We start from the raw sequence: 24,788 nt of genomic DNA, 5'->3' as shown, positions 1-24,788 counted from the left end.
CCGATGCGGGCGGCAGTCTCCCCCTACCCATTCAGGTCCGCGGGCGTCCAAAAAACATAAGAATTGATATCCAACGTCAAGAGATGGTGCTGCCAAAGCCTGATCTTGATTTTATCTTCGAATTAGCTTGAATAAGTCTGCAAAATCGCCCTTCATTGACGAAGCTCTCCTCAGAGAGGGCAGGCAGGGGGCCGAAATCATGGACAAGCAGGCAAAGTGCGACCCGGCCGTTTCGGCGGCCGGCGTGTCGACGCATGGGGACCGCATGGAACTCCACCCGTCGCGGCGGGGTTTCATCGCCGGCGGCATGGTCGGCATGATCACCCCGAGCGTTGCCGGTCTGCTGGTCTCGCAGGTCGATGCGGCATCGATGCAGCATGACAGTCCGAGCCCGCCCGCCGCCGGTGGCGGGGCACAGCTGGTTCGCGAGCCGGTCCGCCCGGGCGGCGGGCCGCGGCGCGTCCCTTTCGTGGATGGTGAGCCGCTGCGCCAGCCGGAAATCCGCCGCTCGGAGAAAGGCGAACTCCGGACCACGCTTCGGGCCGCCTATTCATGGCAGGAAATCGGCGGCTACCAGCTGCATCTGCGCGGCTATGAGGGGATGATGCCCGGACCGACCCTGCGGGTGCAGCCGGGGGACGTATTGCGCATCCGGCTTATCAACGACCTGCCGCCCAATCGCGAGACCATGCCGCTGCAGATGAACCAGCCGCATATGCTCAACCTGACCAATTTTCACTTTCACGGCGCCCATACCAGCCCGGATGGCATCTCCGACAACGTGCTTCGCACCATGGAGCCCGGCCAGAGCTATGACGTGGAGATCCGCATCCCCGAGGATCATCCGCGCGGCACCTACTGGTATCATCCCCATCATCACGGCTCCGCCGATATCCAGCTGTCGAGCGGCATGGTGGGCGCCATCGTCATCGAGGACGGCCCGGAACAGGTTCCGGAGGTCGCCGCGGCCAAGGACCTCACCATGGTGCTGGGCGAGGTGGTGTTCGACGGCTTCGGCATGGTCGAGGGTTTCGATGCCCTGTTTTCCGAGACATCGACCCGCTTCCTCTCGCTGAACGGCCAGCGCAATCCGACGATCACCATGCGGCCGGGTGAGGTGCAGCGCTGGCGCCTGGTGCATGCAGGCTATCAGGACGACCTGTTCCTTGTGCTGGACAGCCACCAGCTTCACGCCATAGCCCGTGACGGCGTCGGCCTCGTCATCATTGGCGAGGGGCAGATCTGCACCGACCAACCCGATCGCAAGGATGCGGTGCTCATCGCTCCCGGCCAGCGCATCGATGTGCTGGTGAAGGCCGGTACGCCCGGCACCTATGAGTTCAAGGCCCTGCCCTATAATCAGGGCTATCCCTCGCCGTTCGGGCCGATCGCACGGGTGAAAGTCGAGGGCGAACCGCTGCCCATGGCGCTGCCCGGCCGTCTCGCCCCGCCGCCATTGGCCTCCATCCGCGACGAGGAAATAACCAACCGCCGGCGGCTGACATTTTCGGCCGACCTACCCGAGAACGACGCCGCGGCGCATTGGCGCGAATTCCGCTTCCTCGTCGATGGGCGCAGCTTCGATATCGACCGGGTCGATCACCGCATAAAACTTGGTGCGGTGGAGGAATGGGAGATCGTAAACCTTCACTTCCATGACCACATCTTCCACATCCACGTTAATCCGTTCGAGCTGGTAAAGGTGAATGGGGAATATGTGCCGTCGGTCTGGCTGGACACGGTCGTCCTGCCGCGCAACGGCAGCATCACGATCCGCTCCCGCTTTCTCGACTATGTCGGAAAATACGTGCTGCACTGCCACATGATGAACCATGAGGAACTGGGCATGATGCAGCTGATCGAAGTGTACGCATGACCGGCTGCCTCGGCCGACCTTGCGCCACCTACCCGCCATCGCCATTGGCGAGCGGATCCACCTTTCACGGTAGCGGACCGCCGGCAGGCGCGCTTTAGGGGCAGCGCTCCGCAGACGATGCGAGCCAGGAACGATGCCATGACATCCGCTGTGGCAAGCACAGCGTCCTTTTTAAGACCCCCACTCCGCATCAGCTTGGCGAGCATGTCGGGGGATGCATGGGGGCGGCAGCCCTCCGCGCTACCGTGTGGGCATGCTGTCTGCGACCCGCCTTTCGGGCGCCGACGCCGACCGGCGACTGGGCATGGGGGCGTTCGGCGTAAAGCTCTCGGCCACTTTTCCCGACGTCACCACCGTGCACACGCCGTCACGCTCCACCAGGGTGCCGCAACTGGTGGCGAAAGCCGGTCGCGGCAGCACCCGGCCCTGGCCGAGTTCCATATGCACGTCGACCAGGCAATCGACGAAGCGGCGGGCGAGCTTGAAGTCCGCCACGCCGGGACCCATCATCGCCGTGACCGGATTGACGATGCGCACCAGATCGGGCCGCAGGGCGCGCAGCGAGCCCGCGGCAATCAGCGGCTCCGCCATATGGTCGAGCACGTAGCCGATGTTCCGTCCCGAGAGAATAAGGGCGAGCTGGGATTGAATGCCAAGCCCGATATCGCCGCAAGTCACGCCGTGGCGGGTGCGTTCGGGGTGGTAATATTCGAGATGGCCGCGGTTGCAATACGCTGCCGATTCGATGTCCTCGAGCGTCAGTTCGTCGTCGGGCACGGCAAATAGCGGGTGCTTGTCGCTGCAGCACATATAGCCCTGCTCGTCGAACAGGTGCTCGTAGCTCAGCTGAGGGAATTGATCGTTTACCAGGCCAATGCCGACATGCACCATGCCGTCGGCGACACGCCCGGTCAGCTGGAAACCGAGCATCACCTCCATGCGAAAGCGCACATTGGGGTAATATTCCGAGCAACGCTGGATGGCGTCGTGGATGCGTGCCGAGGGGTTCTCGACGATGCCGTCCTGAATGCCCACGAAAAGCTCGTAGCCGGTTCCCTGGTTGATGTTCGAGGCCTTCTGCTTGAAGGTCTCGATCGAGGCGAACAGTTCCTTCGCGGCCTGATAGACCGCCTCGCCCTCCCGGAACAGTTTGAACCCCTTGGGCCCGCGCCGGCACAGCCGCGTGCCGAGCCGGATCTCCAGGGATTTGAGATTCTCGCTCAGCGTCGATTGCGAAAGGTTCAGCGCCGCCTGCGCCGCGGTGAAGCTCTTCTGCTCGACGATGGTGCAGAAGCAGCGCAGCAGCTTCAGGTCGACGTCGTAGATCTGACTGATGTTCGACATCACTGCACCTCTTCTGACGTCAATCGTGCACCCCCCGCCCCGTGCCTACCGGCCTCTGCAAATTGTGCGCCGCACGAGGCCGGCCTCCACACACTTGATATGCCATCAAAATCGATCCTGCGCATAATTTCATCGATAAGCGCGATTGATCAATATGTCATCAAGCGGGAGCGCCATGCTCAATGTTGCGCCGTCCCCCGGCGGGAACATCGCTTGGGGTTTTGACGATGGTCCCGCGCCGAGCCGCCGCTCTAGGCTGCCGCATCGGTTTTGGACAGGCGCATCGAGGCTTTCCCATGAGTGCACGGCCATTCCACCTCGGATGGTTCACCAATTTCGCCGTCGACGAGTGGACGAAGACCTTCACCGGCGGCGGCGATCCGTGGGACGGCAAGTTCTACATCGACATGGCCCAGGCGATGGAGCGGGCCTGCTTCGACTACATCATGCTCGAAGACACGCTGATGATCTCGGAGGCCTATGGCGGCACCAACGAGATCTATCTGAAGCACAACATCATGGGGCCGAAGGCAGATCCCTCGCCGATGGCGGCCCTGATCGGCGCCAACACCAGGCATATGGGCGTGGTCGCCACCTTCTCGACCATGGCCTATCCGCCGTTCATGCTGGCCCGGCTGTGTTCGACGCTCGACAATATCTGCAAGGGGCGGTTCGGCTGGAACATCGTCACCACCGGCGAGGATCTGGCGGCCGAGAATTTCGGCATGGACAAGCTGCCGCCCCGGCAGATGCGCTACGACATGGCCGACGAGTATGTCGAGCTGTGCAAGCAGCTATGGGCCAGTTGGGAACCGGATGCGGTGGTGCGCGACCGCTCGACCGGCACCTATGCCGACTTTGCCAAGGTGAAGCCCATCCACTTCAAGGGCACCTACTATAAGAGCCGAGGCCCGCTCAACTGCGTGCCCTCCCCGCAGCACCGGCCCGCCTTCGTGCAGGCTGGCGGCTCGCCGCGCGGACGGCAGTTCGCCGCCATGACCGCCGACAGCATCATCGCGCCGTCGATGGGCGTGGCCGGCCTGAAGGCCTATCGCGACGACGTCCGGGCCAGGGCGGAGGCCGGCGGGCGCAACCCGGACGATATCAAGGTGCTGTTCGTCGTCGCCCCCATCCTCGGCGAGACCGAGGAAGAGGCGAAGGCCAAGGCCGCGCGCATCGTCGAGGCGCCGGATTATTGCGAGAAGGCGCTGGCCTTGATCGCCGCGATCACCGACATCGATTTTTCCAGGTTCGATCTCGACCAGCCGCTGCCACACCTCACGACCAATGGCGAACAGGGTTCGCTCGATGCCTTCCAGCAATGGGGAAGCGGCAAGACGCTGCGCCAGCTCTGCGCCGACCAGCTCGCCCGCGGCCTCGATGGCCTGATCGGCACGCCGGACCAGGTTGCCGAGCGGATGGGCGAGGTGATGGCCGAGGTGGGAGGAGACGGCTTCCTCATCACCCGCCCCTTCACCACCAACATCAGCCGGCAATACATAAACGACATCTGCGAGGGCCTGGTGCCGGCACTGCAGCGCCGCGGGCTGGCCCGCACCAGCTACACCGAGGGCGCCACGCTGCGGGAAATGCTGCGCGAGTTCTGACCCGAGCGCCCTCCCCGTCCTCCCGCTTGCCGATCGGAGCCTTCATGAGTGCGGCCAGTTCGCATGCAGCCACCACAGCTTCAGCAGAGGCGCCGACACCGGTGAGCCGGGAACTCTTCCGTAGCGGCATGTCGAAGCTGCCCGCGGCGGTCAACATCATTACCAGCCTCGGCGAGCGGGGAAGATGCGGCTTCACCGCCTCGGCGGTGTGTTCGGTGACCGATAGTCCGCCGACGCTTCTGGTGTGCGTGAACCGCTCCAACCAGTCTCACGAGGCGATCACGTCGAGCCGTGTTCTGTGCGTCAACACGCTGGCCGGCCCGCATCACGAAGCGCTCTCCATGACCTTTGCCGGCGGCGTGAAGACCATGGACGAGCGTTTCGCCGCCGCCGGCTGGACAACGCTGGTCACCGGCGCGCCGGTGCTGTCGGAGGCGACGGTGGCCTTTGATTGCCGCGTGACGCAGGTGGCCACGGTCGGCACTCACGACGTCGTTTTCTGCGAGGTGCTCGGCCTGCACCAGCACGGCACCTGCGAGGGGCTGGTCTATTTCGGGCGCCGCTTCCACCACCTGACCTGAGTCACGGCCCCATAAGCTGGCCTGCCGCCGGCACGGCTCCTGCCCTTCCACGGCAAGGAATCGCCGCGCCCATCCGCATGGGCGGCGCCGTCCCGCTCTGCGCCCATCGCCGCGCTTCGGCGCGAGCCATCCCGTGCGGTTCCGTCAGCGCAGAATCTGGGCGAGGAAATCGCGCAGGCGCTGGCTTTCCGGCGCCTCGAAGAAGCTCGCGGCATCGCCGCTTTCCACGATCTCACCATGGTCCATGAAGACGCAGCGGTCCGCCACCCTGCGGGCGAAGCCCATCTCATGGGTGACGCAGAGCATGGTGACGCCGCTGGCGGCGAGTTCCTCCATCACGCCGAGCACTTCGTTGACCATCTCGGGGTCGAGCGCCGAAGTGGGCTCGTCGAACAGCAGGATGCGCGGCTCCATGCAGAGCGCCCGGGCGATAGCCACCCGCTGCTGCTGGCCGCCGGACAGGCGCGAGGGATATTTGCGAGCCTGATCCGTAAGGTGGACCCGCTCCAGATAATGCATGGCGAGCTTCTCGGCCCGCGCCTTGGTGAGACCGCGATTGAGCTGCGGCGCCAGCATGCAGTTCTCGATCGCCGTCAGGTGAGGAAACAGGTTGAAGTGCTGGAACACCATGCCGACTTCCTGGCGGATGTCCTGCACCGTGCCCTCGTCGGCGGTCAGCCTGATGCCGTTGACGACGATGGAGCCGCCATCATGGCGCTCCAGCGCGTTGATGCACCGGATCAGCGTCGATTTGCCCGAGCCGGAAGGACCGCAGATCACGATCCTCTCGCCGCGCCTGACCTCCAGATCGATGCCGCCGAGAGCGCGATGGCTGCCATAGTGCTTCACCAGCCCGGAAATGGTGATAGCGAGCCGCCCCGGTTCGCCGGCGGCAGCGGGAACAGGCGCCTGCATTGTCATGGTGTCACCTGCCCCAGATCGGAGGTCCGGCGCAATGCAGCCGCTCGCCCCGGCACGAGGACGTCGGCTGCCACGCCTTCGGCATTGTGGCGGTTGAGCCAACGACCCCAAAGGCCGAAGCCGATGCGGATGAGGTTCACCAAGGCCCAGTAGAAGGCCGCCGCGCAGAGAATGGGCGTGAAGGGGTCATAGGTCTGTTCGAAGATGGAATTGGCGACGGCGGTAAGATCGGTGATCGTCACCACCGAGACGATGGCGGTGCCCTTGATGAAGCTCACCACCTCGTTCTGGTAGGCCTTCAGCCCGTAGCGGATCGCCAGCGGCATCTTCACCCAGATGAAGATGTTGCGCCGGGTGATGCCGAGCGCCTCGCTCGCCTCGACGATCCCGTGCGGGACGGCGAGCAGGCTGCCGCGCAGTACCTCAACCATATAGGCCGCGTGATTGAGGCTGAGCGCGACGATGGCGCAGCCGAAGGGGGAGCCGAACAGGATCCAGAACGGCCCTTCGCGCAGTGCCTCTATCTGCCCCAGCCCGTAATAGACCAGATAGAGCAGGATGAGCAGCGGCGCGCCGCGAAAGAAGGTCACGAAGGCTTCTGCCAGCAGCGCCAGCCAGCGGCGGCTCGACATGCGGGCGAAGCAGATCGGGAAGGCAAGCGCGAGGCCGAGCAACAGCGGCAGCGCGGTGAGGATCACCGTCACCTTCAGCCCGTCGAAGAGCGCCGGCAGGCTCCCCCAGGCGAGGGCGGGATCGATCGGCAGCCCGTTCATGCCGTGGCCCTGGCGGGGGGGTGGCCCGTCGCCTCGCGGCGCAGGCCGCGGTCGAGCCGGGTTTCCAGCCGACCCGCCAATCGGAACGACAAGGCACTGAACGCGATGAACACGAGCGCGGTGGCGACGAAGAAGATGAAGGGCTCCTTGGTGGCACCGGCCGCGATCTTGGCGGCGGCGACAAGGTCTTGCAGGCCCGCCAGCGACACCAGCGGGGTTTCCTTCAGCATGAAGCTCCACACATTGACGAGGCCGGGCAGTGCCAGCCGCATGACCTGCGGCAGGATCACCTTGCCCCACATGATCGCCGGCGGGATAGCCAGCGCCCGCGCGCCCTCGAACTGGCCCTTGGGCAGGTTCTCGATGGCGCCACGTACCAGCTCGGCGATATAGGCCGCATAGACGACGGTGAAGGCGATGACGCCGGCGGCGAAGGGCGAGATGTCGATCCGCGCGCCGAACTCGCCCAGCACCGCTCCCAGCATGGCGCTGCCGCCATAGAAGGTCAGGAAGATGACCAGCAGCGAGGGCACCCCCATGAAGATCGAGGCATAGACCCGCCACACGGCATGCACGATCCGGCTGCGCGAGAGCGTGGCGATGCCGATCAGCACGCCGAAGGCAAAGGCCAGCGCGAAGCTGGTGAGGAAGAGCTCCAGCGTAACGAGGGCTCCCTCACCAAGCTGGCGCATATAGCCCGCCAATTCGGCGAGGGAGAGGTTGGTCATCCGCCGGCCTCCGTGCGCGGCTCGCTCAGTTCACATTGGCGCAGGCCGATTCCGCGGCAAGCGTGGCGACCGGCACGTACTTCTTGCGGATCTTGGTGTAGGTGCAGTCCTTGATCATCTCGGCCAGCGCGGTATTGACGCGCTTCACCAGCTCTTCGCTCTTCTTCGGGAAGATCCAGCTGTAGCCGCGCTCGGCCTCGGGGATCGAGGGATCGCCGAGCCAATGGTCGCCGCCGGCGAGCTTGTAGTCCTTGCCTTCGGGCTTCGCGATCAGTTCCAGCGTCCAGTTGATCTTGGAATCGAACACCAGGTCGAGGCGCCCGGCGAGCAGGTCGAGCTTCATCTGGTCGGGGTTGTCGTAATAGACCTCGGTGAAGGTGTCCTTGCCGAAGTGCTTGTGGATGTAGGGAACCATCGAGGCGCCGCGCTGCAGCGCGATCCGCAGGCCCTTGCCGGTGACGCCTTCCTTGGTCAGCGTGTAGTCGCTGTCCTTCTTCACGATGAAGGTCGCCGGGTTGTAGACGATCGGCATGGCGAACAGCGCCTTCTCGACCCGTTCCGGCGTCGGCGAGATCTGGGTGACGATGCCGTCGAACTTGCCCTGCAGCATCGAGGGGATCAGCGCCTTGAAATCCATCACGACGATTTCGCAGTCGGCGCCGATGCGCTTGCACATCTCCCGCGCCAGCTCGGGCTCCATGCCGGTGAGGTTTCCGGAGGAGTCCACCATCGAGAACGGCGGGTAAACGCCCTCATTGCCGAGCCGGAGCTTTTCGGCGGAGGCGGCCGACAGGCCGCCGGCAAGCACGAGGGCACTGAGCGCAAGGGCACCGGCGCGCAGAGGGCGGCGCAGGAAGTGCGGGTGGAGCGGCTTCATCGGCATCGTCCTGTCTTCAAAAGGGGAGATCGCGGGATGGCGGCGGTCAGAACTCGAGCAGGTTGTCGCGCAGTTGCTCGTGGGCGTAGGCACGGCGGGTAAGGCCACGGCGCTGCAGCACCGGCACGAGGCCGTCCATGATGGTGGCGACCGAACGACGGCTGACATCGCCGAGCGCCAGGAGGAAGCCGTCGCCGCCGACCTCCGCCATGATGTCCTCCATCTGGCTGGCGACACTGTCCGGCGTGCCGACCACGTCGACGCAGTAGCCGCAGCTCACATGGTCGATCATCGCCTCGCGCAGCGGCTTGTCGCCGGCGCGGGTGAGGAACTGCGAGAGGCTCGACTGGTGGCCGTTGGTGGTCAGGCTGAGTTGGCTCACCGGCGTATCGAGGTCGAGGCTGGAGAGGTCGAGATTGGTGCTCCAGCCGAAGCGCGCCATGCGGGCGTCGAGGTTGGCGGCGGCCGAGACGCGGCGCTGGTCGGCGAACCACTTCGCCTGGTCCTCGGTCTCGGCGACGATCGGCGAGAGCAGGAAGAGTATCTTGCAGCTGTCCGGGTCGCGTCCCATCGCCGCCATCTGGGCGCGGACGTCGTCGCGATACTGCTTCATGGCGGCAACGCCGTTCGGCGCCGCGACGATGGTGTCGGCATGGGTGGCGGCGATGGTGCGTCCGCTCTTGGAGCCGCCGGCCTGGGCGATCACCGGCTGGCCCTGCGGGCACGGCCCGGAGTTCAGCGGGCCGCGGGAGGCGTAATACTGGCCCTTATAGTCGATGGTGTGGACCTTGGCGGGGTCGATAAGGATGCCGTTCTCGCGGTCGTCGAGTATGGCGCCCGGCTCCCAGGAGCCCCACAGCCCCTTTACGATGTCGATATATTCCTGCGCCATCACATAGCGCTGGTCATGCTCGGGCAGCTTCTCCATGCCGAAATTCTGGGCCGAGAAGTCCGATGAGCCGGTGACCATGTTCCAGCCCGCCCGCCCGCCGGAGATCTGGTCGAGCGAGCCGACGATGCGCGCGGTCAGATAGGGGTGGTAGGCGAAGGTCGAGAGCGTCGGCACGATGCCGAGCCGCCTGGTGGCGGCGGCCATCAGCGTTGCGACGACCGAGGGCTCCTGCCGCGGCGCGCAGATGCCGCCCTTCAGGAAGATGTCGCGCGAATTCTGCCAGTTCTGGCCGATATAGATCGAATCCTCGATGAGAATGTAGTCGAAGCATGCGCGCTCCATCGACCGTACCAGGTCGAGGAACATATCGGCGGTCATCCATTCCTGCGCGATGTTGCCGGTCCACGGCTCTCCCCAGGCCTGGATACTTGAACCTTGGAGAAACCAGGCGAGATGAAACGGATTTGCAGGCAACGCACCTTACTCCCTATGACCGCACCGGAGAGCCGCCGACGCGAAGCAGAAGGTAAGGCGGCGCAGCGGCCGGGAAGTATCGCCAACACACGAAGCTTGGTTTGTCTGCTCTCCGCATAGGCGCGCCTACGAAATGGGCAGATTGCCTAGGGCACGCTTCACCCCCGCGGCGGGCGCGGGGGGCGGCACGGGACCATCGTCGCGGCCGTTCGGCTGTCGATCTGCGTCGGCGACATGAACGCATCGCGGGATCATTGCGCGGGAGGCGTGGCATCCGAACTGCCGCTCGATTAAAGTGGCGGCGTGATCCCTTCCGATGGCTTCCGTTCGACGCCTGACGACATTGCGAGATAGGCGGAACCAGCCGTGCCCTTCATGACGACAAATCCGGCGCTCGCCCGCGCCTTGGCAGAACGCGAATACAACAACCCGACGCCGGTCCAGCTCGCGGTGCTGGCACCCGAGGCCGCGGGTCGCGACCTGCTGGTTTCCGCACAGACCGGCTCCGGCAAGACCGTCGCCTATGGACTGGCCATGGCCGAGACCCTGCTTGGCACCGCGGAACATTTTGCCCCTGCGACCGCCCCGCAAGCGCTGGTGGTGGCTCCCACCCGGGAACTGGCATTGCAGGTCCAGCGCGAATTCACCTGGCTCTATGCGGCGACGGGGGCTCGCATCGTCTCCTGCGTCGGCGGCATGGATGCGCGCGCCGAGCAGCGCCTGCTGAACCAGGGCGCGCACATCGTCGTCGGCACGCCCGGTCGCCTGCGCGACCACCTCGAACGCGGCCGGCTCGACCTCTCGGCATTGCGGGTCGCCGTCCTCGACGAGGCCGACGAAATGCTGGATCTCGGCTTTCGCGAGGACCTCGAATTCATTCTCGACGCCACGCCGCCGGAGCGGCGCAGCCTGCTGTTCTCCGCCACCATGCCGCGCGGCATCACCGCGCTGGCCAAGCGGTACCAGCACGACGCGCTGCGCATTGAAGTGGCGAGCGCCGAAGGCGGCCACGCCGACATCGAATACCGCACGATGCGTATCGCCCCCACCGAGCTCGACCATGCGGTCGTCAACGTGCTGCGCTACTACGATACGCCGAGCGCCATCGTGTTCTGCAACACGCGCGAAGCGGTGCGGCGCCTGCATGCGATGCTGCAGGAGCGGCAATTCTCCGCGGTGGCGCTGTCCGGCGAACTCAGCCAGAACGAGCGCAATCACGCCTTGCAGGCGCTGCGGGACGGTCGGGCGCGGGTCTGCGTCGCCACCGATGTCGCCGCGCGCGGCATCGATCTGCCGAATCTCGGCCTCGTCATCCATGCCGATCTGCCGAACGACGCCGAAAGCCTGCAGCACCGCAGCGGCCGCACCGGCCGCGCGGGTCGCAAGGGCGTGAGCGTGCTGCTGGTGCCGCCGTTCCGGCGCCGACGGACGGAAGACCTGATGCGGGGAGTGGGCATCACGCCGACCTGGTCGGGCCCGCCCACCGCCGACGACATCCGCAAGCTCGACCATGAGCGCATGCTGGTCGATCCCCTGCTCGCCGACGACCCCAGCGAGGAGGATGCCGCCGCCGCACAAACGCTGCTCGCCGCCCATTCCGCCGAGCATCTGGCGGCGGCGCTGGTGCGTCTCTATCGCGCCGGCCTGCCGGCTCCGGAGGAGGTGGCCGATCCCGGCGAGCCGCGCAATGTGCGCGACCGCGGCACGCAGCGCGACTTCGGCGGTCCCTCGGGCGAGGGCGGCAGCATGTGGTTCCGCCTCAATATCGGCCGTCGCAACAATGCCGATCCGCGCTGGCTGCTGCCGCTGATCTGCCGGCGCGGAAACGTGACGCGCAAGGATATCGGCGCCATCCGCATCTTCGACGAGGAAACCGCCTTCGAAGTCGGCCTCGCCGCCGCCGACCGCTTCGGCAAGGCGGTGCGCAAGGCGGACGGCGCCGATGTGATCATCGAGCCGCTACCCGGCGGGCCGTCGGGCGAACGGTCGGAACGTCCCGCTCGCGGGAAGCCGATGCGCGGCAAGCCCCCCCACGACAGACCGTCCCACGACAGGCCGTCCCACGACAGGCCGCATCATGAAAAGCCGGCCTACGAGAAGCCCTTCCGGGACAAGAGCGTTCACGACAAGCCCGCACAGGCAAAGTCGGCGGACGGCAAGCCGGCTTATGGCAAACCGGCGCATGGCAAGGCGGCACATGGCAAACCCGCCCACGGCAAGCCGGCGCATGGCAGGCCCGCCTTCGATAAGGCTCGCGAGGCAAAGTCTTCCGCCCATGGCGCCGGCGAACGTCCGCCCAAGCGGGATCGCGCGAGCACGTTCGAGGGCAAGCCGAAGGGAAAGAAGCCCCGCGACTCCTGAGCGCCGCCGCAGGCGTCACCGGGTATCGGGGTTCGGCTGGCGGGGCCGATCGTTGTGGGCGTTCGCCCCGGCCGAATAATGGCCGCGCCGCTATCTCGCCCCGGCCGCCGGGTTCGCGCTTTACGCCCCGGCATCCAACTCGGCGATGATGCGGCCGGCCTCGGCGAACCCGGTATTCGCGGCGGGGACGCCGGCATAGACGGCGGTCTGCATCAGCACCTCCTTCAGCTCGTCGCGGGTGAAACCCTCCCGTGAGAGCCCGGCGCGCACATGCAGGCCGAACTCCTCCCAGCGCCCGAGGCTGGCGGTGATCGCGACGACGAGCAGCCGGCGGGTGCGCTCGTCGAGACCGGGCCGCCCCCATATCTCATGCCAGGCCGTGCGCGTGATCATCGCCTGAAACTCGGCATTGAAGGGCGTGCGCGCGGCAAGCGCGCGGTCGACCCAGACATCGCCGAGCACGCGGCGACGGTTGGAGATCCCCTGCTCGAACAAGACCTGTTCCGCCCGCCTTGTATCGTCCGCCGGCACCAGGAAGTCGCGGAATGCCGCGGCAAGGCCCGCCGGGGCTTCGATGGGCGCAAGGTGGGCGCAATCGAGACGCACATGCACGGCACCGGGAATATCGGCGACGAGACGCTCGCCATGGCCGGCAAAGGGGGTGGAGACGTCGCGATCGCCAGTGACCACCAGTGTCGGCACGCCCAGCTCCGGCAGGCGATCGAGCAGTTCCATGTCACGGATCGCCGCGGCGGCGCCGGCATAGCCCTCGGCCGCCATGGCGATAAGGTTGCGACGCAAGTTTTCAGTGACGACGGGCCGATGCGCGGCGAAAGCCGGCGACAGGAAGCGCCCCATGGCGAGATCGGCGATGCCCGGCATGCCATCTTTCCTCACCCGCATGATGCGGTCTTCCCACGCGCCGCGGTCCATCGCCGGCGAGGTGCACACCAGCGCCAGCGCCGATATCCGCTCGGGCCGGTCGAGGGCGAGCTGCATCGCGACCATGCCGCCGAGCGAGACACCGGCCACGACGGCCGCCCCGACACCGGCCGCGTCCATCACGGCGGCGACGTCTTCCGCCAGCAGAGCCATGGTGTAATCGCCACCCGATGTATCGGATGCCCCATGGCCGCGCATGTCGAGCCGCAGCAGACGGAAGTCCGGCAGCAGATGCGGGACGACCGCGTCCCACAGCGACAGGTCGGTGCCGATCGAATTGAGCAGGACCAGCGGCGGCTTCGCCTCCAAGCCATCCAGTCTCCAGAAGATGCGGGCGCCGGCACTGGCGACAAAGGGCATGGCGCCTATCCTTCCCGCATGTCGGCCAGCAGCTGCGCGACCAGCGCCGCGCTGTCGCCGATCTCCTCGCCGAGGCCGGCGGCGGCGAGGTTCCGGGTAATGGCCGCGACATCGATCTCCAGCCCCTGCGCGACCTCGGCCATTGCCGCGGCGCTGCCGGCGGCGAGGAGAAAAAGCTCGGCAATCGCCGGCCCTTCCGCCTGCCAGCCGCCGAGGCCGCGCTCCTCCTCTGCCGGCATTCCGAAAAGGATGCCGGCAACCAGACCGGGAGCGCGATGGCAGGCGGCGAGCGCGATCTGGCATCCCGTCGGATTGCGCTTATGCGCCATCGCCGACGAGCCGCCTCGGCCGGGAATCGACGGTTCGTAAGCTTCGCCGATGGCATTCTGCGACAGCAGCGAGATGTCGCGCGCCATCTTGCCGAGCGCCCCGATCAGGATGGCGACCGCCGCCGCGATACCCGCCAGACCACCGCGCCGGGCGTGCCAGGGCACGACGTGCCGCAGGCCGAGCGCACCGCCCAGCCGGGCGGCGACGGCCGCGCCCTTGCCCTCCAGCCCCTCCCGCGTCCCGCCGGCGCCGCCGAACTGGAGCACCGCATGGCGGGCGACCTCGGCCTCAAGCCGCTCGGCGGCCGCGCAGATGCCGGCCCGCCACTGCGCGAGGCGCAGGCCGAAGCCGATCGGCCGCGCATCCTGCAGCAGCGTGCGGCCGAGCGCCGGAGTCGTCGCATGCCGCGCCGCCAGCCCGGAAAGGCAGGCCGTGATCCCGGCGACGTCCCGCCCCAGCAGCACGGCGCCGTCGCGAATCTGGCAGCACAGCACCGTGTCGGCGAGGTCCTGGCTGGTGGCGCCCTTATGCACCACCGCGGCGGCGGCCTGCGGCAGCCCGGCCCGCAACCGCGCGACCAGCGGAATGGCCAGCGTGCCGGCATGCGCCGCCTCGGCCGCGAGCTCCGCTGGATCGAGGGCTATGGTGGCGCACAGAAGGGCGATCGCGGCCGCCGCCTCGGGTGATACCAGTGCCTCGGCCGCCTCGGCATTGGCGAGAGCGGCCTCGAAGCCGAGGGCATGGCGCAGCGTCGACGTATCGTCGAAGATGGCTAGCATGGCGTCGGTGGTTGCCGGCCGGGTTCGCAACCACTGGCTCATAGGTCGAAGAACACGGTTTCGTTGTCCCCTTGCAGCACGATGTCGAACCACCAGACGCCATCGGACCGGCGTTGCGCAATCAGCGTATGCCGGCGTTCCTGCGGCACCAACGCCAGGATCGGGTCTTCCCCGTTGCCCTCCCCGTCGGCGAAATAGAGCCGGGTCGCCAATCGCTTCAGCAATCCCCGCCCGAGCACGGAAAGCGCGACATGCGGCGCCTGCAGCGCGTTGCCCGGGCCCGGCACCCGGCCGGGGCGGATGGTGCGAAAACGCCATATGCCGCTCGCATCGGCGGCGGCACGACCGAAGCCGACGAAATGCGGATCGAGCGGCACCTCCTCGCGCCCGTCCTCGGCGCTGGCATAGCGGCCGGCGGCATTGGCGTGCCAGATCTCGATCATGACGTCGTTCAGCGGCGTGCCATGGCCGTCATAGACACGGCCGGCGATCTCGATCACCTCGCCTTGCGGCGTGCCGGTCGTGCCGGATTCCGCGAGCAGGAAATGCTCCGGCGGCATGAGGTCGGGCCGCGCGCCCATGTCGGAACGGCCGACCAGATCGGCGCCCCCCTTCCAGGGCAATCCATAGTGAAAGAACGGCCCCACCGTCTGTGATGGTGTCTGGCCGAACAGCGCCGGATCCTGGTTGTCAAAACGCGGCGCGGCGTTGAGAGCTTCGAGATCAGTGGTCATCGTGATGCTCCTCGAACGGGGTCTGGCCACGGCCCTTGAGCACGATGTCGAAGCGGTATCCGAGCGCCCAATTCGGCTCGGTAATGCCGATGTCGAAGCGGGCGACCAGCCGCTGGCGATAGGGCATCGGCACCGCATTGGCGACAGGATCGATCTCGATCAGCGGATCGTCGGGGAAATACATCTGCGTGACCAGCCGGGTCGCGAAGGCTGGGCCGAGCAGCGAGAGATGGATATGGGCGGGCCGCCACGCATTCTTGTGGTTGCCCCAGGGATAGGCGCCGGGCCGGATGGTGACGAAGCGGTATCGCCCCTCGACGTCGGTGACCACCCGGCCGACGCCGGTGAAATTGGGATCGAGCGGCGCCGGCCAGTCGTCGCGGGCATGGATGTAGCGACCGGCGGCATTGGCCTGCCAGATTTCGATGATGGTGTGCGGCACCGGCCGCGCCCTCTCGTCGAGAACCAGGCCGGCGACCACGATGCGCTGCCCGTGGGGGGCGCCGCGATGCTGCACGGTGAGATCCGTCATCGCCGGGCCCATCAGCCGGTCCCAGGCTTCGTCGGGGCCGGTGACCTCGGTCAGCGTCGCGGGAATGGCGAGCGGGGCAAGCCGGGGGGCGCGCAGCACGGTGGAGCGGTAGTCCGGATGCAGCGAGGGCGGCGCGCCTGCGTCCTCTCGACTATAGGGAAGGATCAGTCGGCTGGTCACGAGGCTCATGGCACCACCTCCATCAAGCGGCCACGGGAAGGGAGCGGCGTTCGCTCATTGACCGGCAAATGCCGGGGGCGCGAATGCGTGCAGATTGGCCTGCGCGGTAAGGCGGATAGCGGCATTTGCCGCGCCATAGCCGGCATAGCCGTCGCGCTGGACGATCTCGAAGAAGAAGCCGCCATTGAGCGGCGCGGTGTAGGCGTGGCGGAACTCCCCCGTGGCATCGCGGTCGTAGAGGATGCTCAGCGTCCTGAGCTCGTCGATCTGTCCGACGGTAAGGTCGGATCGAGCCTCGAGATCGTCATAGTAGTTCTCGGGAATGGGCAGCATGGCCACGCCGCCGGCCACGAGGCGCGTCACGGTGGAGGCGATGTCGCGGGTAGCGAATGCGATGTGCTGCACGCCCGAGCCGAACAGCTCGTTGACGAAGCGGGCGGAAAGCGTGCGATGGCTCTGGGAGCCGTTGAGGATCAGGCGCAGCCCGTGGCCGGCGCCATCGACCGGGCCGCTCTCGATGACCTGGCTCTGCACCACCCCGCCGGGGTCGATCACCGCCTGTGTCGGCGATTTATGGGTGTCGAACAGCGAGGAATAGAACAGCAGCCAGGTCAGCATCTCCTCGTACTGCATGCTCTGCGAAACGTGGTCGACACCGAGAAGTCCGGTGCCCGGAACAGCTTCGCCGGTCGGCTCGAAATCCACCTCGGACCAGCGGCCGAGCGCCGAGGCGCGGTCGAGGAAATAAACCAGGCTGCCGCCGACGCCGCGCACGGCGGGAATGTCGAGTTCGCCGGCGCCGACGGCCCCGGCATGCGGCACGTCCAGCAGCGCCCGCGCCCTGAGCGTCGCCTCCTGCGCGTCCGGCACGCGCAGGGCCAGCGCGCAGACCGAGGTGCCGTGGGTGATCTGGTAGCTGTGCGCGAAGCCCTCCGCATCGCTGTTCAGCACGATGCGGATGTCGCCCTGGCTCCAGAGGTCGACATCCTTCGAGTGGTGCCGGCCGGTTCGCCCGAAGCCGAACGTGCGCAGCAATGTTTCGAGGCCGGGCCGCTCCGCCTCGGCCACCGCGAATTCGATGAACTCCACCGCCTCGACGGGCCGTGGCAACGGCATCGGCACCGCACCGGGCACCGGTCGGCCGAGACGGCGCGCGGTCGCATCCAGCAGCCAGATCAGCGAGCGATGGCCATCGAGCGCCACCGAGCGGGCCGATCCGGCGCGGAACCGGTCGTTGAAGATCTCCAGCGACAGCACGCCGTCATAGCCGGTCGAGACCAACGCATCCATGAAGCCGGCGAGATCGAGGTCGCCCTGCCCCGGCAGGCAGCGCCAATGCCGGCTCCAGGACAGCGGGTCGAGTTGCAGCAGCGGCGCATCCGCCATCTGCACCATGGCGATCTTGTCACGCGGGATAGTGCCGATGGTCGAGAGTTCGAGCTTGCGGGCCAGGATATGGAAGCTGTCGAGGACCACGCCGACCTCCTGCCGACCCGCACGCCGAACGATCTCCCACGCATCGCGGTAATCGTAGACATGCCGCCCCCAGGCCAGTGCCTCATAGCCGACGCGCAGGCCGCGCCGCCCGGCCCGGTCGCCGAGTTCGACGAAGTCGGCGGCCAGCCGGTCGATACCGCTCCGGGCCTCGGGGGAGACGTTGGAACAAACGAAAAGCAACTCGCTGCCGAGTTCCTGCAACAAATCGAACTTGCGTTCCGCCCGGTCGAAGATCCGCTGCCGGCGGGCTTCCGGCATGCCCTCGAAATCGCGGAAGGGCTGGCAGGTGACGATGGACAGGCCGAGATCACCGCAGATGCGCCGGACCTCGGCCGGCGAGCCGGGAAAGGCGATGAGATCGTTCTCGAAGATTTCGACCGCCGGGAAGCCCGCCGCCGCAATGGCCTCCAGCTTCTCCACGAGGGTCCCCGATACGCAGACGGTCGCGATGGAGGGGATCATGACGTGCTCCTTTCAGCGAAGCCGCGCGATGGCGCGCAAATCGTCCGGCGTTGTGGATGGCAGGCCGAAGAATTCGAGATAGGCGGGGATCTGCTCGAACAGCATGTCGGTGCCGATCTGGAAGGCGCAGCCGCGCGCGCGCGCCGCAGCGAGGAACGGCGTGATCTCATGCGTCAGCACCACCTCGCCGACGAAGGCCGAGGGGGAAAGCCTGGCGACGTCGACCGGCAGCGGATCGCCATGGCGCATCCCGAGCGGGGTGGCGTTGACGACGATGTCGTAGCCGGCCGGATCATTCGATCCGGTGACGACCCGCAAGGCGGGATAGTGACCGACGAGGCGCCGGCGGAGTTCGTCCGCCGCCGCCGCGTGGCTGTCGAACAGGCCAAGCTCGGCGATGCCGGCCCGGGCGAGCGACGCGGCGATGGCCGAGCCGACCCCGCCGGCGCCGACGACCAGCCCGCGCCGGCCGGCCACCTCACGCCCCTTGCGCAGCAGGCCGCGCACGAAACCCTCCCCATCGAACATCTCACCGATCAGCCGCCCATCCGCCTCCCTCCGGACCGCGTTGCAGGCACCGGCGATCGCCGCCGTCGGCCGCACCTCGTCGACAATGGCGAGGGTCACGACCTTATGCGGCATGGTAACCAGCGCGCCGAGTGCATTGGAAAGACAGAAGAATATCCTCAAGAATCCCGGATAGTCCTCGCTGCGGCAGCCCATCGGCACAACGATGGCATCGATGGCCTCGCGCTCGAAATAGGGGTTGTAGATCATCGGCGACTTGAAGCTCTCGGTCGGAAAACCGAGATGGCCGATGAGTTTGGTGGTCCCGGTGATCATCTCGCGTCTCGATCTGTGTCAGACGGCTCGTGCGACGGCGCGGCGTTGCGCGTGGCGAAGTTCAATGCGGGCGCAGGATCTCGCCGAGGAATTTGCGGGTGCGCTCGTGGCGCGGGTGCGTGAAGAAGGTCTCGGGCGGCGCCTCCTCGACGATCGTGCCGCCGGCCATGAAGATGACGCGGTCGGCGACCTGCCGCGCGAAGCCCATCTCATGGGTGACGCAGATCATCGTCATCCCCTCCTCGGCGAGGCCGATCATGGTGTCGAGCACCTCCTTGACCATTTCCGGGTCAAGCGCCGAGGTCGGCTCGTCGAACAGCATGACGCTCGGCCGCATGCACAGGGCGCGGGCAATGGCGACCCGCTGCTGCTGGCCGCCGGAAAGCTGCGCGGGGTATTTGTCGGCCTGCTCCAGGATCCGGACGCGGTCGAGCAGCCGCCGCGCCGTCGCCTCGGCCTCGCCGCGGCTCACCTTCAGCGCGCGCATCGGCGCCAGCATGCAATTCTCCAGCACGGTCATGTGCGGAAACAGGTTGAAATGCTGGAACACCATGCCGACCTCGCGTCGAATGGCGTCGACGGTGCGGCTGTCGTCGCCGAGCCTTGTGCCGCCGACGCGGATCTCGCCCTTCTGGCAGGCCTCCAGCCGGTTGATGCAGCGGATCAGCGTCGACTTGCCGGAGCCCGACGGTCCGCAGAGGACGATCTTCTCGCCCCGGCGGACCGACAGGTTGATCTCGGAAAGCGCCTTGAAGCCGCCGTACCACTTCTCGACATCGGCCATGACGATCATGGGATCCGTCGTCGCTTCTTTGGCGATGGAGACAGGTGTCGTCATGGCATGCGTCGTCATGGCCAGGGCTCCCATGGTGCCGTCGTCAGCTTGCCGAGAAGGGAATGCCTTCGAGACTGTCGGGGAACTGGTGCACCGGCACCTTCATCCACTTGTCGTAGAGCTTCTTCAGCTCGCCATTGGCCCTGATCTTGTCGATGAAGGCGTTGAGCGAGGCATTGACCTCCTTCTCGCCGAGGCGTGTGCAGGCGCCGTTATAGAGCTTCTGGAACTCGAGCTTGTTCTCGAACTCGCCGGGGCGGGCCTGCTCGATGCGCTGCAGGTAGAAGATGTTGCCGCCAATGGCCTCCACCTGGCCGGAGACGAGCGCCTGGATGCTCGGCGCATCGCCGTCATAGCGGCGGATGGTGGTGCCGGCCGGGGCGTTCTTGGTCACCTGGGTGTCCTGCGCAGCGCCCTTGGCGACGCCGATCGAGACCTTGGCCATGTCGGCATTGGTCTTGATGTCCACCTTCTTCGGCGCGATCAGCACGATGGCGTTGGCGACATAGGGCTTGCTGAACTGCACCGCCTTGGCGCGCTCGGGCAGCATCGCCATGGTGGCGAACAGCACGTCGACGCGGCCGGAGGTCAGCGCCGGGATGCGGTTGCTGACCTCGAGCGGCACGAACTCGACCCCGACACCCAGTTCCTTGGCATAGAGACGCGCCATGTCGGCATCGAGCCCGTCCTGCTTGCCGTCACTGGTCACGAAGCCCCAGGGCGGGTTGTCGCCCTGGATGCCGACGATGATCTTGCCCCGCGCCTTGATCTCCTCGGGAGTGATGGCGGAAGCGGAATGTGTGGCGAGCGCCGGCAGGGTCAGCGCCGCGACAGCGGCGGCCAGCACAAGGCGGCGGGTCGGCGTAAAGCGGATCATGTTTCTCTCCCTTGATAGTGGCGTTTTCGGTTTCTTATTTGGCTGCACCATCACCGCGAGGCGACGGCGAGACGGTTTTCGAGGTGCGAGCCGTAGAGCGACAGCGGCCAGCACATCAGGAAGTAGAGGATGCCGACGATCCCGAAGACGAGGAGCGGCTGGAAGATCTGGTTCGAGACGATGTTTCCGGCCCGTGCCAGCTCGGTGAAGCCGACGATGGAGGCGAGCGAGGTGCCCTTGATCAGCTGCACCAGGAAGCCGATGGTCGCCGGCAGCGAGATGCGGATCGCCTGCGGCAGCACCACGTCCTTCATCCGCGAGGCGTATTTCAGGTTCAGCGCGCTGGCGGCCTCGGTCTGGCCGCGCGGCACCGCCTCTATCGAGCCGCGCCAGATCTCACCGAGATAGGCGCTGGCATGCAGGGTGAAGCCGATGGAAACGGCGACCCAGGCGCTGAGATGCAGGCCGACCAGCGCCAGCCCGTAATAGACCACGAACAACTGCATCAGCAGCGGCGTGCCCTGGAACAGCGCGATATATCCCGCCGCCAGCCGCTCCAGCCCCCGCATGCCGGAGGTGCGCAGCAGCGCGATGGCGAGTCCGCCGACCGAGCCGCAGACGAAGCCGATCGCCGACAGGGCGACAGTCCATTTCAGCCCGGTGAGCAGGAACAGGAATTCGCCGAGACCCATCTTTCCCTCATTTCACCGGATAGCTGAAATAGCGGGTCGAGATCGTCGAGAAGAAGCTCATCATCAGCCAGGAAATGCCGAGATAGAGCAGCGTGATGACGCCGAAGACCTCGAAGCTGCGAAAGCTCTCGGACTCGATGCGCTGCGCCACCGAGGTCAGCTCATAGGCCGAGATCGCCGAGGCGACACTGGTGGTCAGGGTGAGCAGGATGAATTGGCTGGCGAGCGAGGGGAAAACCGCCCGTAGCGCCGGCTTCAGCACGATCAGGCGGAACACCAGCCCCTTGTGCAATCCCAGCGCCAGCCCGGCCTCGACCTGGCCGCGGCTGATCGACTGCACGCCGCCGCGAATGATCTCGATCGCATAGGCGCCGCCATTGATGCCGAGGGCGAGAATGGCGGTCGGCGTCGGGTCGAGCCGCAGTCCGGCCAAAGGCAGCGCGAAATAGATGAAGTAGATCTGCACCAGGAACGGCGTGTTGCGGATCAGCTCGACAAAGCCTTTCACCGCCCAGCGTATCGGCTTGCGGCGGGAGTCGCGCAGTATCACCCCGCCGATGCCGATGATGATGGCGATCGCCATCCCGCCCAGCGCGAGCAGCAGGGTGCCGAGGCAGCCGGCAAGCAGATCCGGCAGCCCGTCGAAGACGGGCGTGAAATCGAGCACGTAGTTCATGGCGTTTCCTCGACAGCCGACCTTCTGCGGGTCGGTCCGCTTGCTTGTCCGGCGCCTCTGCGGGCGGCTCGGCCGATGCGATCGCGTGGCTTGCGCGATGTTTTTGGCGAATGATAAAATGTACCAACTAGTTCATTTGGTCAAGCCGAATGGACCAGACGGTACATTTCAACACGACCTTCCGGCAGCGCCGCCGCGCGCCCTTTTGGTGCTTGATGGACAAGACAGACACTCCCGTTCGAGCCGACAGGAAATCGCTGTCGTGGACCCAGGATCCGGAAGGTGTACGGCGCAGCATTCTCGACGCCGCGCGCATCGAATTCGTCGAGCACGGGCTCAGCGGCGCGCGCGTCGACGAGATCGCCGCCAAGACGGCGACCAGCAAGCGGATGATCTACTACTATTTCGGCGACAAGGAGGGCCTGTACCGGGCCGTCATCGAGGAGATGTACGAGCGCATCAGGCGCTTCGAACGCAGCCTCGATCTGGCCACCCTGCCCCCGGACGAGGCGATGACCAAGCTCACCGGCTTCACCTTCGATTACCACGCCGACAACCCGGATTTCGTGCGAATGGTGATGATCGAGAACATCCACCATGCCCGCCACCTCGCCAGTTCCTCCAAGATCGCCACGCTCAACCTGTCGATCATCGGCGTGATCCGGGAGATCTATGAACGCGGCGTCGCCGAGGGGCTGTTTCGGCCGGGCATCGAGGCGCTGGACATCCACCTCACCATCAGCGCGCTCAGCTTTTACAACGTGTCGAACCGCGCCAGCATCCGGCAGGTATTCGGCCATGACATGGGCGCGCCCGACGTGCTGCCACACCGCCGCCAGGCCGTCATCGACACGGTGATGCACATGCTGCGTCACTGATCTCGCCTCCCCTCGGCCAAGCCGCGTTCCTGGGGCCGCCTCCGCCCTCAGGCCTTTCCGGTCAAGGCGGCCATCGCCTGGATCGCCAGTTCGTAGCCCCCGGCGCCGAAGCCGATCATCACGCCGGTCACCACCGGCGAAATCAGCGATTTGTGATAGACGCTCTCCCGCGCATGCACGTTGGAGATATGCAGCTCGATCTTCGGCCCGTCGAACATCTTCAACGCGTCCATGAGCGCGATCGAGGTGAAGGTGTAGCCGGCCGGATTGATGATGATGCCGCACGCCTCGCCGCGCGCCTGCTGCACGCTCTCGACCAGCTCGCCTTCGAAGTTTGTCTGCCGGAACTCCACCTCGAACCCCAGCGCCCCGGCCTTGGCGATGCAACGTTCCGCGATCTGCGCCAAGGTCGTGGTGCCGTAGACCGCCGGCTCGCGCTCGCCGAGCAGGTTGAGGTTCGGTCCGTTCAGTACATGAATGCGTTGCCCCATCGTCCGTCTTCCCGTGTTGGCTGCCGCCCGCCTAGACGCGCTCCAGCGCCATGGCGATGCCCTGCCCGACGCCGATGCACATGGTGGCAAGCGCGAAGCGCCCACCGGTGATGCCGAGTTCCAGCGCCGCCGTGCCGGCTATGCGCGCGCCGGACATGCCGAGCGGATGGCCGAGCGCGATCGCCCCGCCATTGCGGTTCACGCGTGGATCGTCGTCGGCGAGGCCGAGCAGGCGCAGGGTGGCCAGCGCCTGCGAGGCAAAAGCCTCGTTGAGCTCGATGACATCGAAGTGGTGCGGCGCGAGTTCCAGCCGCGCCATCAGTCGCTGGCTTGCCGGTGCCGGGCCGACGCCCATTACCCGTGGCGGTACGCCGGCGACGGCGCCGCCAAGGATGCGGGCGAGCGGCGTCAGGCCCTGCCGATGCGCCGCCGCCTCGGTGGCCACGATCAGCGCCGCCGCACCGTCATTCACCCCGGCGGCATTTCCGGCGGTGACGGTGGCGCCGGCATTGGCGTTGATCGGCTTCAGCTTCGCCAGCGCGTCGAGGCTGGTGGCACGCGGATGCTCGTCGCGGTCGATCGTGAGCGGCTCGCCCTTCTTCTGTGGCAGCATCACCGGCGCGATCTCCCGCGCCAGCCGGCCGTTCGCCTGCGCCGCCCTTGCCTTATGCTGGCTGCACAGCGCGAAAGCGTCCTGGTCCTCGCGCGAGACCCGATGATGGATGGCGACGTTGTCACCGGTCTCCGGCATGGAATCGACGCCGTACTGCGCCCGCATCAGCGGATTGACGAAGCGCCAGCCGATGGTGGTGTCGTGGATCTCGGCCTTGCGGGAGAAGGCGCTGTCGGCCTTGGGCAGCACGAAGGGCGCCCGGCTCATGCTTTCGACCCCACCGGCGAGGATGAGTTCCGCCTCCCCCGCCTTGATGGCACGAGCGGCGGTGACGACGGCATCCATGCCGGAGCCGCACAGCCGGTTGATCGTGCTTCCGCCCACAGAGACCGGCAGGCCCGCCAGCAGCGCGCTCATGCGGGCGACGTTGCGATTGTCCTCGCCGGCCTGGTTGGCGCAGCCGAGAATGACATCGTCTACCGCCTCCCGATCCAGCGACGGGTGCGCGGCCATGAGCGCCTTGAGCGGGATCGCGCCGAGATCGTCGGCGCGGACACCCGACAGCGCGCCGCCGAAACGGCCGATGGGCGTGCGCAGATAGCCGCAGATGAAGGCTTCGGCCATCCGCCCGCT

The 24,788-nt window shown here is 66.6% G+C and carries 23 protein-coding genes; 5 read left to right on the top strand and 18 right to left on the bottom strand.

The features are described 5' to 3' along the window. Positions 1–199 precede the first annotated feature (199 nt). Complete coding sequence (locus tag J2X65_RS21025) at positions 200–1,876, top strand: multicopper oxidase domain-containing protein (protein ID WP_310205292.1); 1,677 nt, start codon at positions 200–202, stop codon at positions 1,874–1,876. Between the two features lie 240 nt (positions 1,877–2,116). Here J2X65_RS21025 and J2X65_RS21020 read toward each other — a convergent pair whose 3' ends face one another. Next, the gene (locus J2X65_RS21020; RefSeq protein ID WP_310205289.1) at positions 2,117–3,220 is read right to left on the bottom strand and encodes a LysR family transcriptional regulator; all 1,104 of its coding nucleotides are present in this window, start codon (positions 3,218–3,220) and stop codon (positions 2,117–2,119) included. A gap of 296 nt (positions 3,221–3,516) precedes the next feature. Between J2X65_RS21020 and J2X65_RS21015 the strand changes: the two genes are divergently transcribed. Further along, on the top strand, positions 3,517–4,827 hold the full coding sequence (locus tag J2X65_RS21015) for an NtaA/DmoA family FMN-dependent monooxygenase (RefSeq protein WP_310205286.1): 1,311 nt from the start codon (positions 3,517–3,519) through the stop codon (positions 4,825–4,827). Positions 4,828–4,955: 128 nt separating this feature from the next. Next, positions 4,956–5,408, top strand: a complete 453-nt coding sequence (locus J2X65_RS21010; protein ID WP_310205283.1) for a flavin reductase — start codon at positions 4,956–4,958, stop codon at positions 5,406–5,408. 144 nt (positions 5,409–5,552) lie between these two features. Here J2X65_RS21010 and J2X65_RS21005 read toward each other — a convergent pair whose 3' ends face one another. Genes J2X65_RS21005 through J2X65_RS20985 form a run of 5 tightly spaced genes read right to left on the bottom strand, consistent with a single transcriptional unit; the run spans position 5,553 to position 10,073 of the window. Further along, the gene (locus J2X65_RS21005; RefSeq protein WP_404977769.1) at positions 5,553–6,329 is read right to left on the bottom strand and encodes an amino acid ABC transporter ATP-binding protein; all 777 of its coding nucleotides are present in this window, start codon (positions 6,327–6,329) and stop codon (positions 5,553–5,555) included. Then, the gene (locus tag J2X65_RS21000; RefSeq protein ID WP_310205281.1) at positions 6,326–7,102 is read right to left on the bottom strand and encodes an ABC transporter permease subunit; all 777 of its coding nucleotides are present in this window, start codon (positions 7,100–7,102) and stop codon (positions 6,326–6,328) included. Before J2X65_RS21000 ends, J2X65_RS21005 begins: the two co-directional genes overlap by 4 nt. After that, the gene (locus J2X65_RS20995; RefSeq protein WP_310205278.1) at positions 7,099–7,830 is read right to left on the bottom strand and encodes an ABC transporter permease subunit; all 732 of its coding nucleotides are present in this window, start codon (positions 7,828–7,830) and stop codon (positions 7,099–7,101) included. The genes J2X65_RS21000 and J2X65_RS20995 overlap by 4 nt, the downstream gene beginning before the upstream one ends. Positions 7,831–7,855: 25 nt before the next feature. Next, a complete protein-coding gene (locus tag J2X65_RS20990) occupies positions 7,856–8,707 on the bottom strand; it encodes a transporter substrate-binding domain-containing protein (protein ID WP_310205274.1) in 852 nt (283 codons plus the stop codon). Between the two features lie 46 nt (positions 8,708–8,753). Further along, positions 8,754–10,073, bottom strand: coding sequence for an NtaA/DmoA family FMN-dependent monooxygenase (locus tag J2X65_RS20985; RefSeq protein ID WP_310205271.1), 1,320 nt, complete (start codon positions 10,071–10,073; stop codon positions 8,754–8,756). Positions 10,074–10,448: 375 nt separating this feature from the next. On the opposite strand from J2X65_RS20985, the gene J2X65_RS20980 reads away from it, so the two are divergent. Then, positions 10,449–12,434, top strand: a complete 1,986-nt coding sequence (locus tag J2X65_RS20980) for a DEAD/DEAH box helicase (protein ID WP_310205268.1) — start codon at positions 10,449–10,451, stop codon at positions 12,432–12,434. A 120-nt stretch (positions 12,435–12,554) separates the two neighbouring features. On the opposite strand, the gene pcaD is transcribed toward J2X65_RS20980, so the two are convergent. The 10 genes from pcaD to J2X65_RS20930 all read right to left on the bottom strand — a co-directional run bounded on the left by pcaD (position 12,555) and on the right by J2X65_RS20930 (position 22,173). Next, positions 12,555–13,736, bottom strand: coding sequence for a 3-oxoadipate enol-lactonase (gene pcaD, locus J2X65_RS20975; RefSeq protein WP_310205264.1), 1,182 nt, complete (start codon positions 13,734–13,736; stop codon positions 12,555–12,557). A 5-nt stretch (positions 13,737–13,741) separates the two neighbouring features. Continuing rightward, positions 13,742–14,845 (bottom strand): lyase family protein, encoded by a 1,104-nt coding sequence (locus tag J2X65_RS20970; protein ID WP_310205259.1) that lies wholly within the window; start codon positions 14,843–14,845, stop codon positions 13,742–13,744. A gap of 38 nt (positions 14,846–14,883) precedes the next feature. Then, positions 14,884–15,579, bottom strand: a complete 696-nt coding sequence (gene pcaG / locus J2X65_RS20965) for a protocatechuate 3,4-dioxygenase subunit alpha (RefSeq protein ID WP_310205256.1) — start codon at positions 15,577–15,579, stop codon at positions 14,884–14,886. Further along, positions 15,569–16,300 carry a protocatechuate 3,4-dioxygenase subunit beta gene (gene pcaH / locus J2X65_RS20960; RefSeq protein WP_310205253.1) on the bottom strand — a complete coding sequence of 244 codons (732 nt, stop codon included), beginning with the start codon at positions 16,298–16,300 and terminating at the stop codon, positions 15,569–15,571. Before pcaH ends, pcaG begins: the two co-directional genes overlap by 11 nt. Positions 16,301–16,345: 45 nt before the next feature. Continuing rightward, entirely contained in the window at positions 16,346–18,250 is a 1,905-nt protein-coding gene (locus tag J2X65_RS20955) for a TIM barrel protein (protein ID WP_310205250.1), read from the bottom strand. Positions 18,251–18,262: 12 nt separating this feature from the next. Beyond that, positions 18,263–19,093 (bottom strand): ThiF family adenylyltransferase, encoded by an 831-nt coding sequence (locus J2X65_RS20950; protein ID WP_310205247.1) that lies wholly within the window; start codon positions 19,091–19,093, stop codon positions 18,263–18,265. Positions 19,094–19,154: 61 nt separating this feature from the next. Further along, a complete protein-coding gene (locus J2X65_RS20945) occupies positions 19,155–19,931 on the bottom strand; it encodes an amino acid ABC transporter ATP-binding protein (protein WP_310205351.1) in 777 nt (258 codons plus the stop codon). A gap of 40 nt (positions 19,932–19,971) precedes the next feature. After that, a complete protein-coding gene (locus J2X65_RS20940) occupies positions 19,972–20,805 on the bottom strand; it encodes a transporter substrate-binding domain-containing protein (protein ID WP_310205245.1) in 834 nt (277 codons plus the stop codon). A 50-nt stretch (positions 20,806–20,855) separates the two neighbouring features. Then, complete coding sequence (locus J2X65_RS20935; protein ID WP_310205242.1) at positions 20,856–21,497, bottom strand: amino acid ABC transporter permease; 642 nt, start codon at positions 21,495–21,497, stop codon at positions 20,856–20,858. 7 nt (positions 21,498–21,504) lie between these two features. Further along, positions 21,505–22,173 (bottom strand): amino acid ABC transporter permease, encoded by a 669-nt coding sequence (locus J2X65_RS20930; protein WP_310205239.1) that lies wholly within the window; start codon positions 22,171–22,173, stop codon positions 21,505–21,507. A gap of 215 nt (positions 22,174–22,388) precedes the next feature. On the opposite strand from J2X65_RS20930, the gene J2X65_RS20925 reads away from it, so the two are divergent. After that, positions 22,389–23,051 carry a TetR/AcrR family transcriptional regulator gene (locus J2X65_RS20925; protein WP_310205235.1) on the top strand — a complete coding sequence of 221 codons (663 nt, stop codon included), beginning with the start codon at positions 22,389–22,391 and terminating at the stop codon, positions 23,049–23,051. Positions 23,052–23,098: 47 nt separating this feature from the next. Here J2X65_RS20925 and aroQ read toward each other — a convergent pair whose 3' ends face one another. Then, on the bottom strand, positions 23,099–23,542 hold the full coding sequence (aroQ, locus tag J2X65_RS20920; protein ID WP_310205232.1) for a type II 3-dehydroquinate dehydratase: 444 nt from the start codon (positions 23,540–23,542) through the stop codon (positions 23,099–23,101). Positions 23,543–23,573: 31 nt separating this feature from the next. Continuing rightward, positions 23,574–24,779 (bottom strand): 3-oxoadipyl-CoA thiolase, encoded by a 1,206-nt coding sequence (gene pcaF, locus J2X65_RS20915; protein WP_310205229.1) that lies wholly within the window; start codon positions 24,777–24,779, stop codon positions 23,574–23,576. Positions 24,780–24,788: the final 9 nt, after the last annotated feature.

Source organism: Ancylobacter sp. 3268 (assembly GCF_031456575.1).
GTDB lineage: Bacteria > Pseudomonadota > Alphaproteobacteria > Rhizobiales > Xanthobacteraceae > Ancylobacter.
The sequence above is the reverse complement of the archived record's forward strand: the minus strand, read 5'-3'. Positions and strand labels throughout refer to the sequence as shown.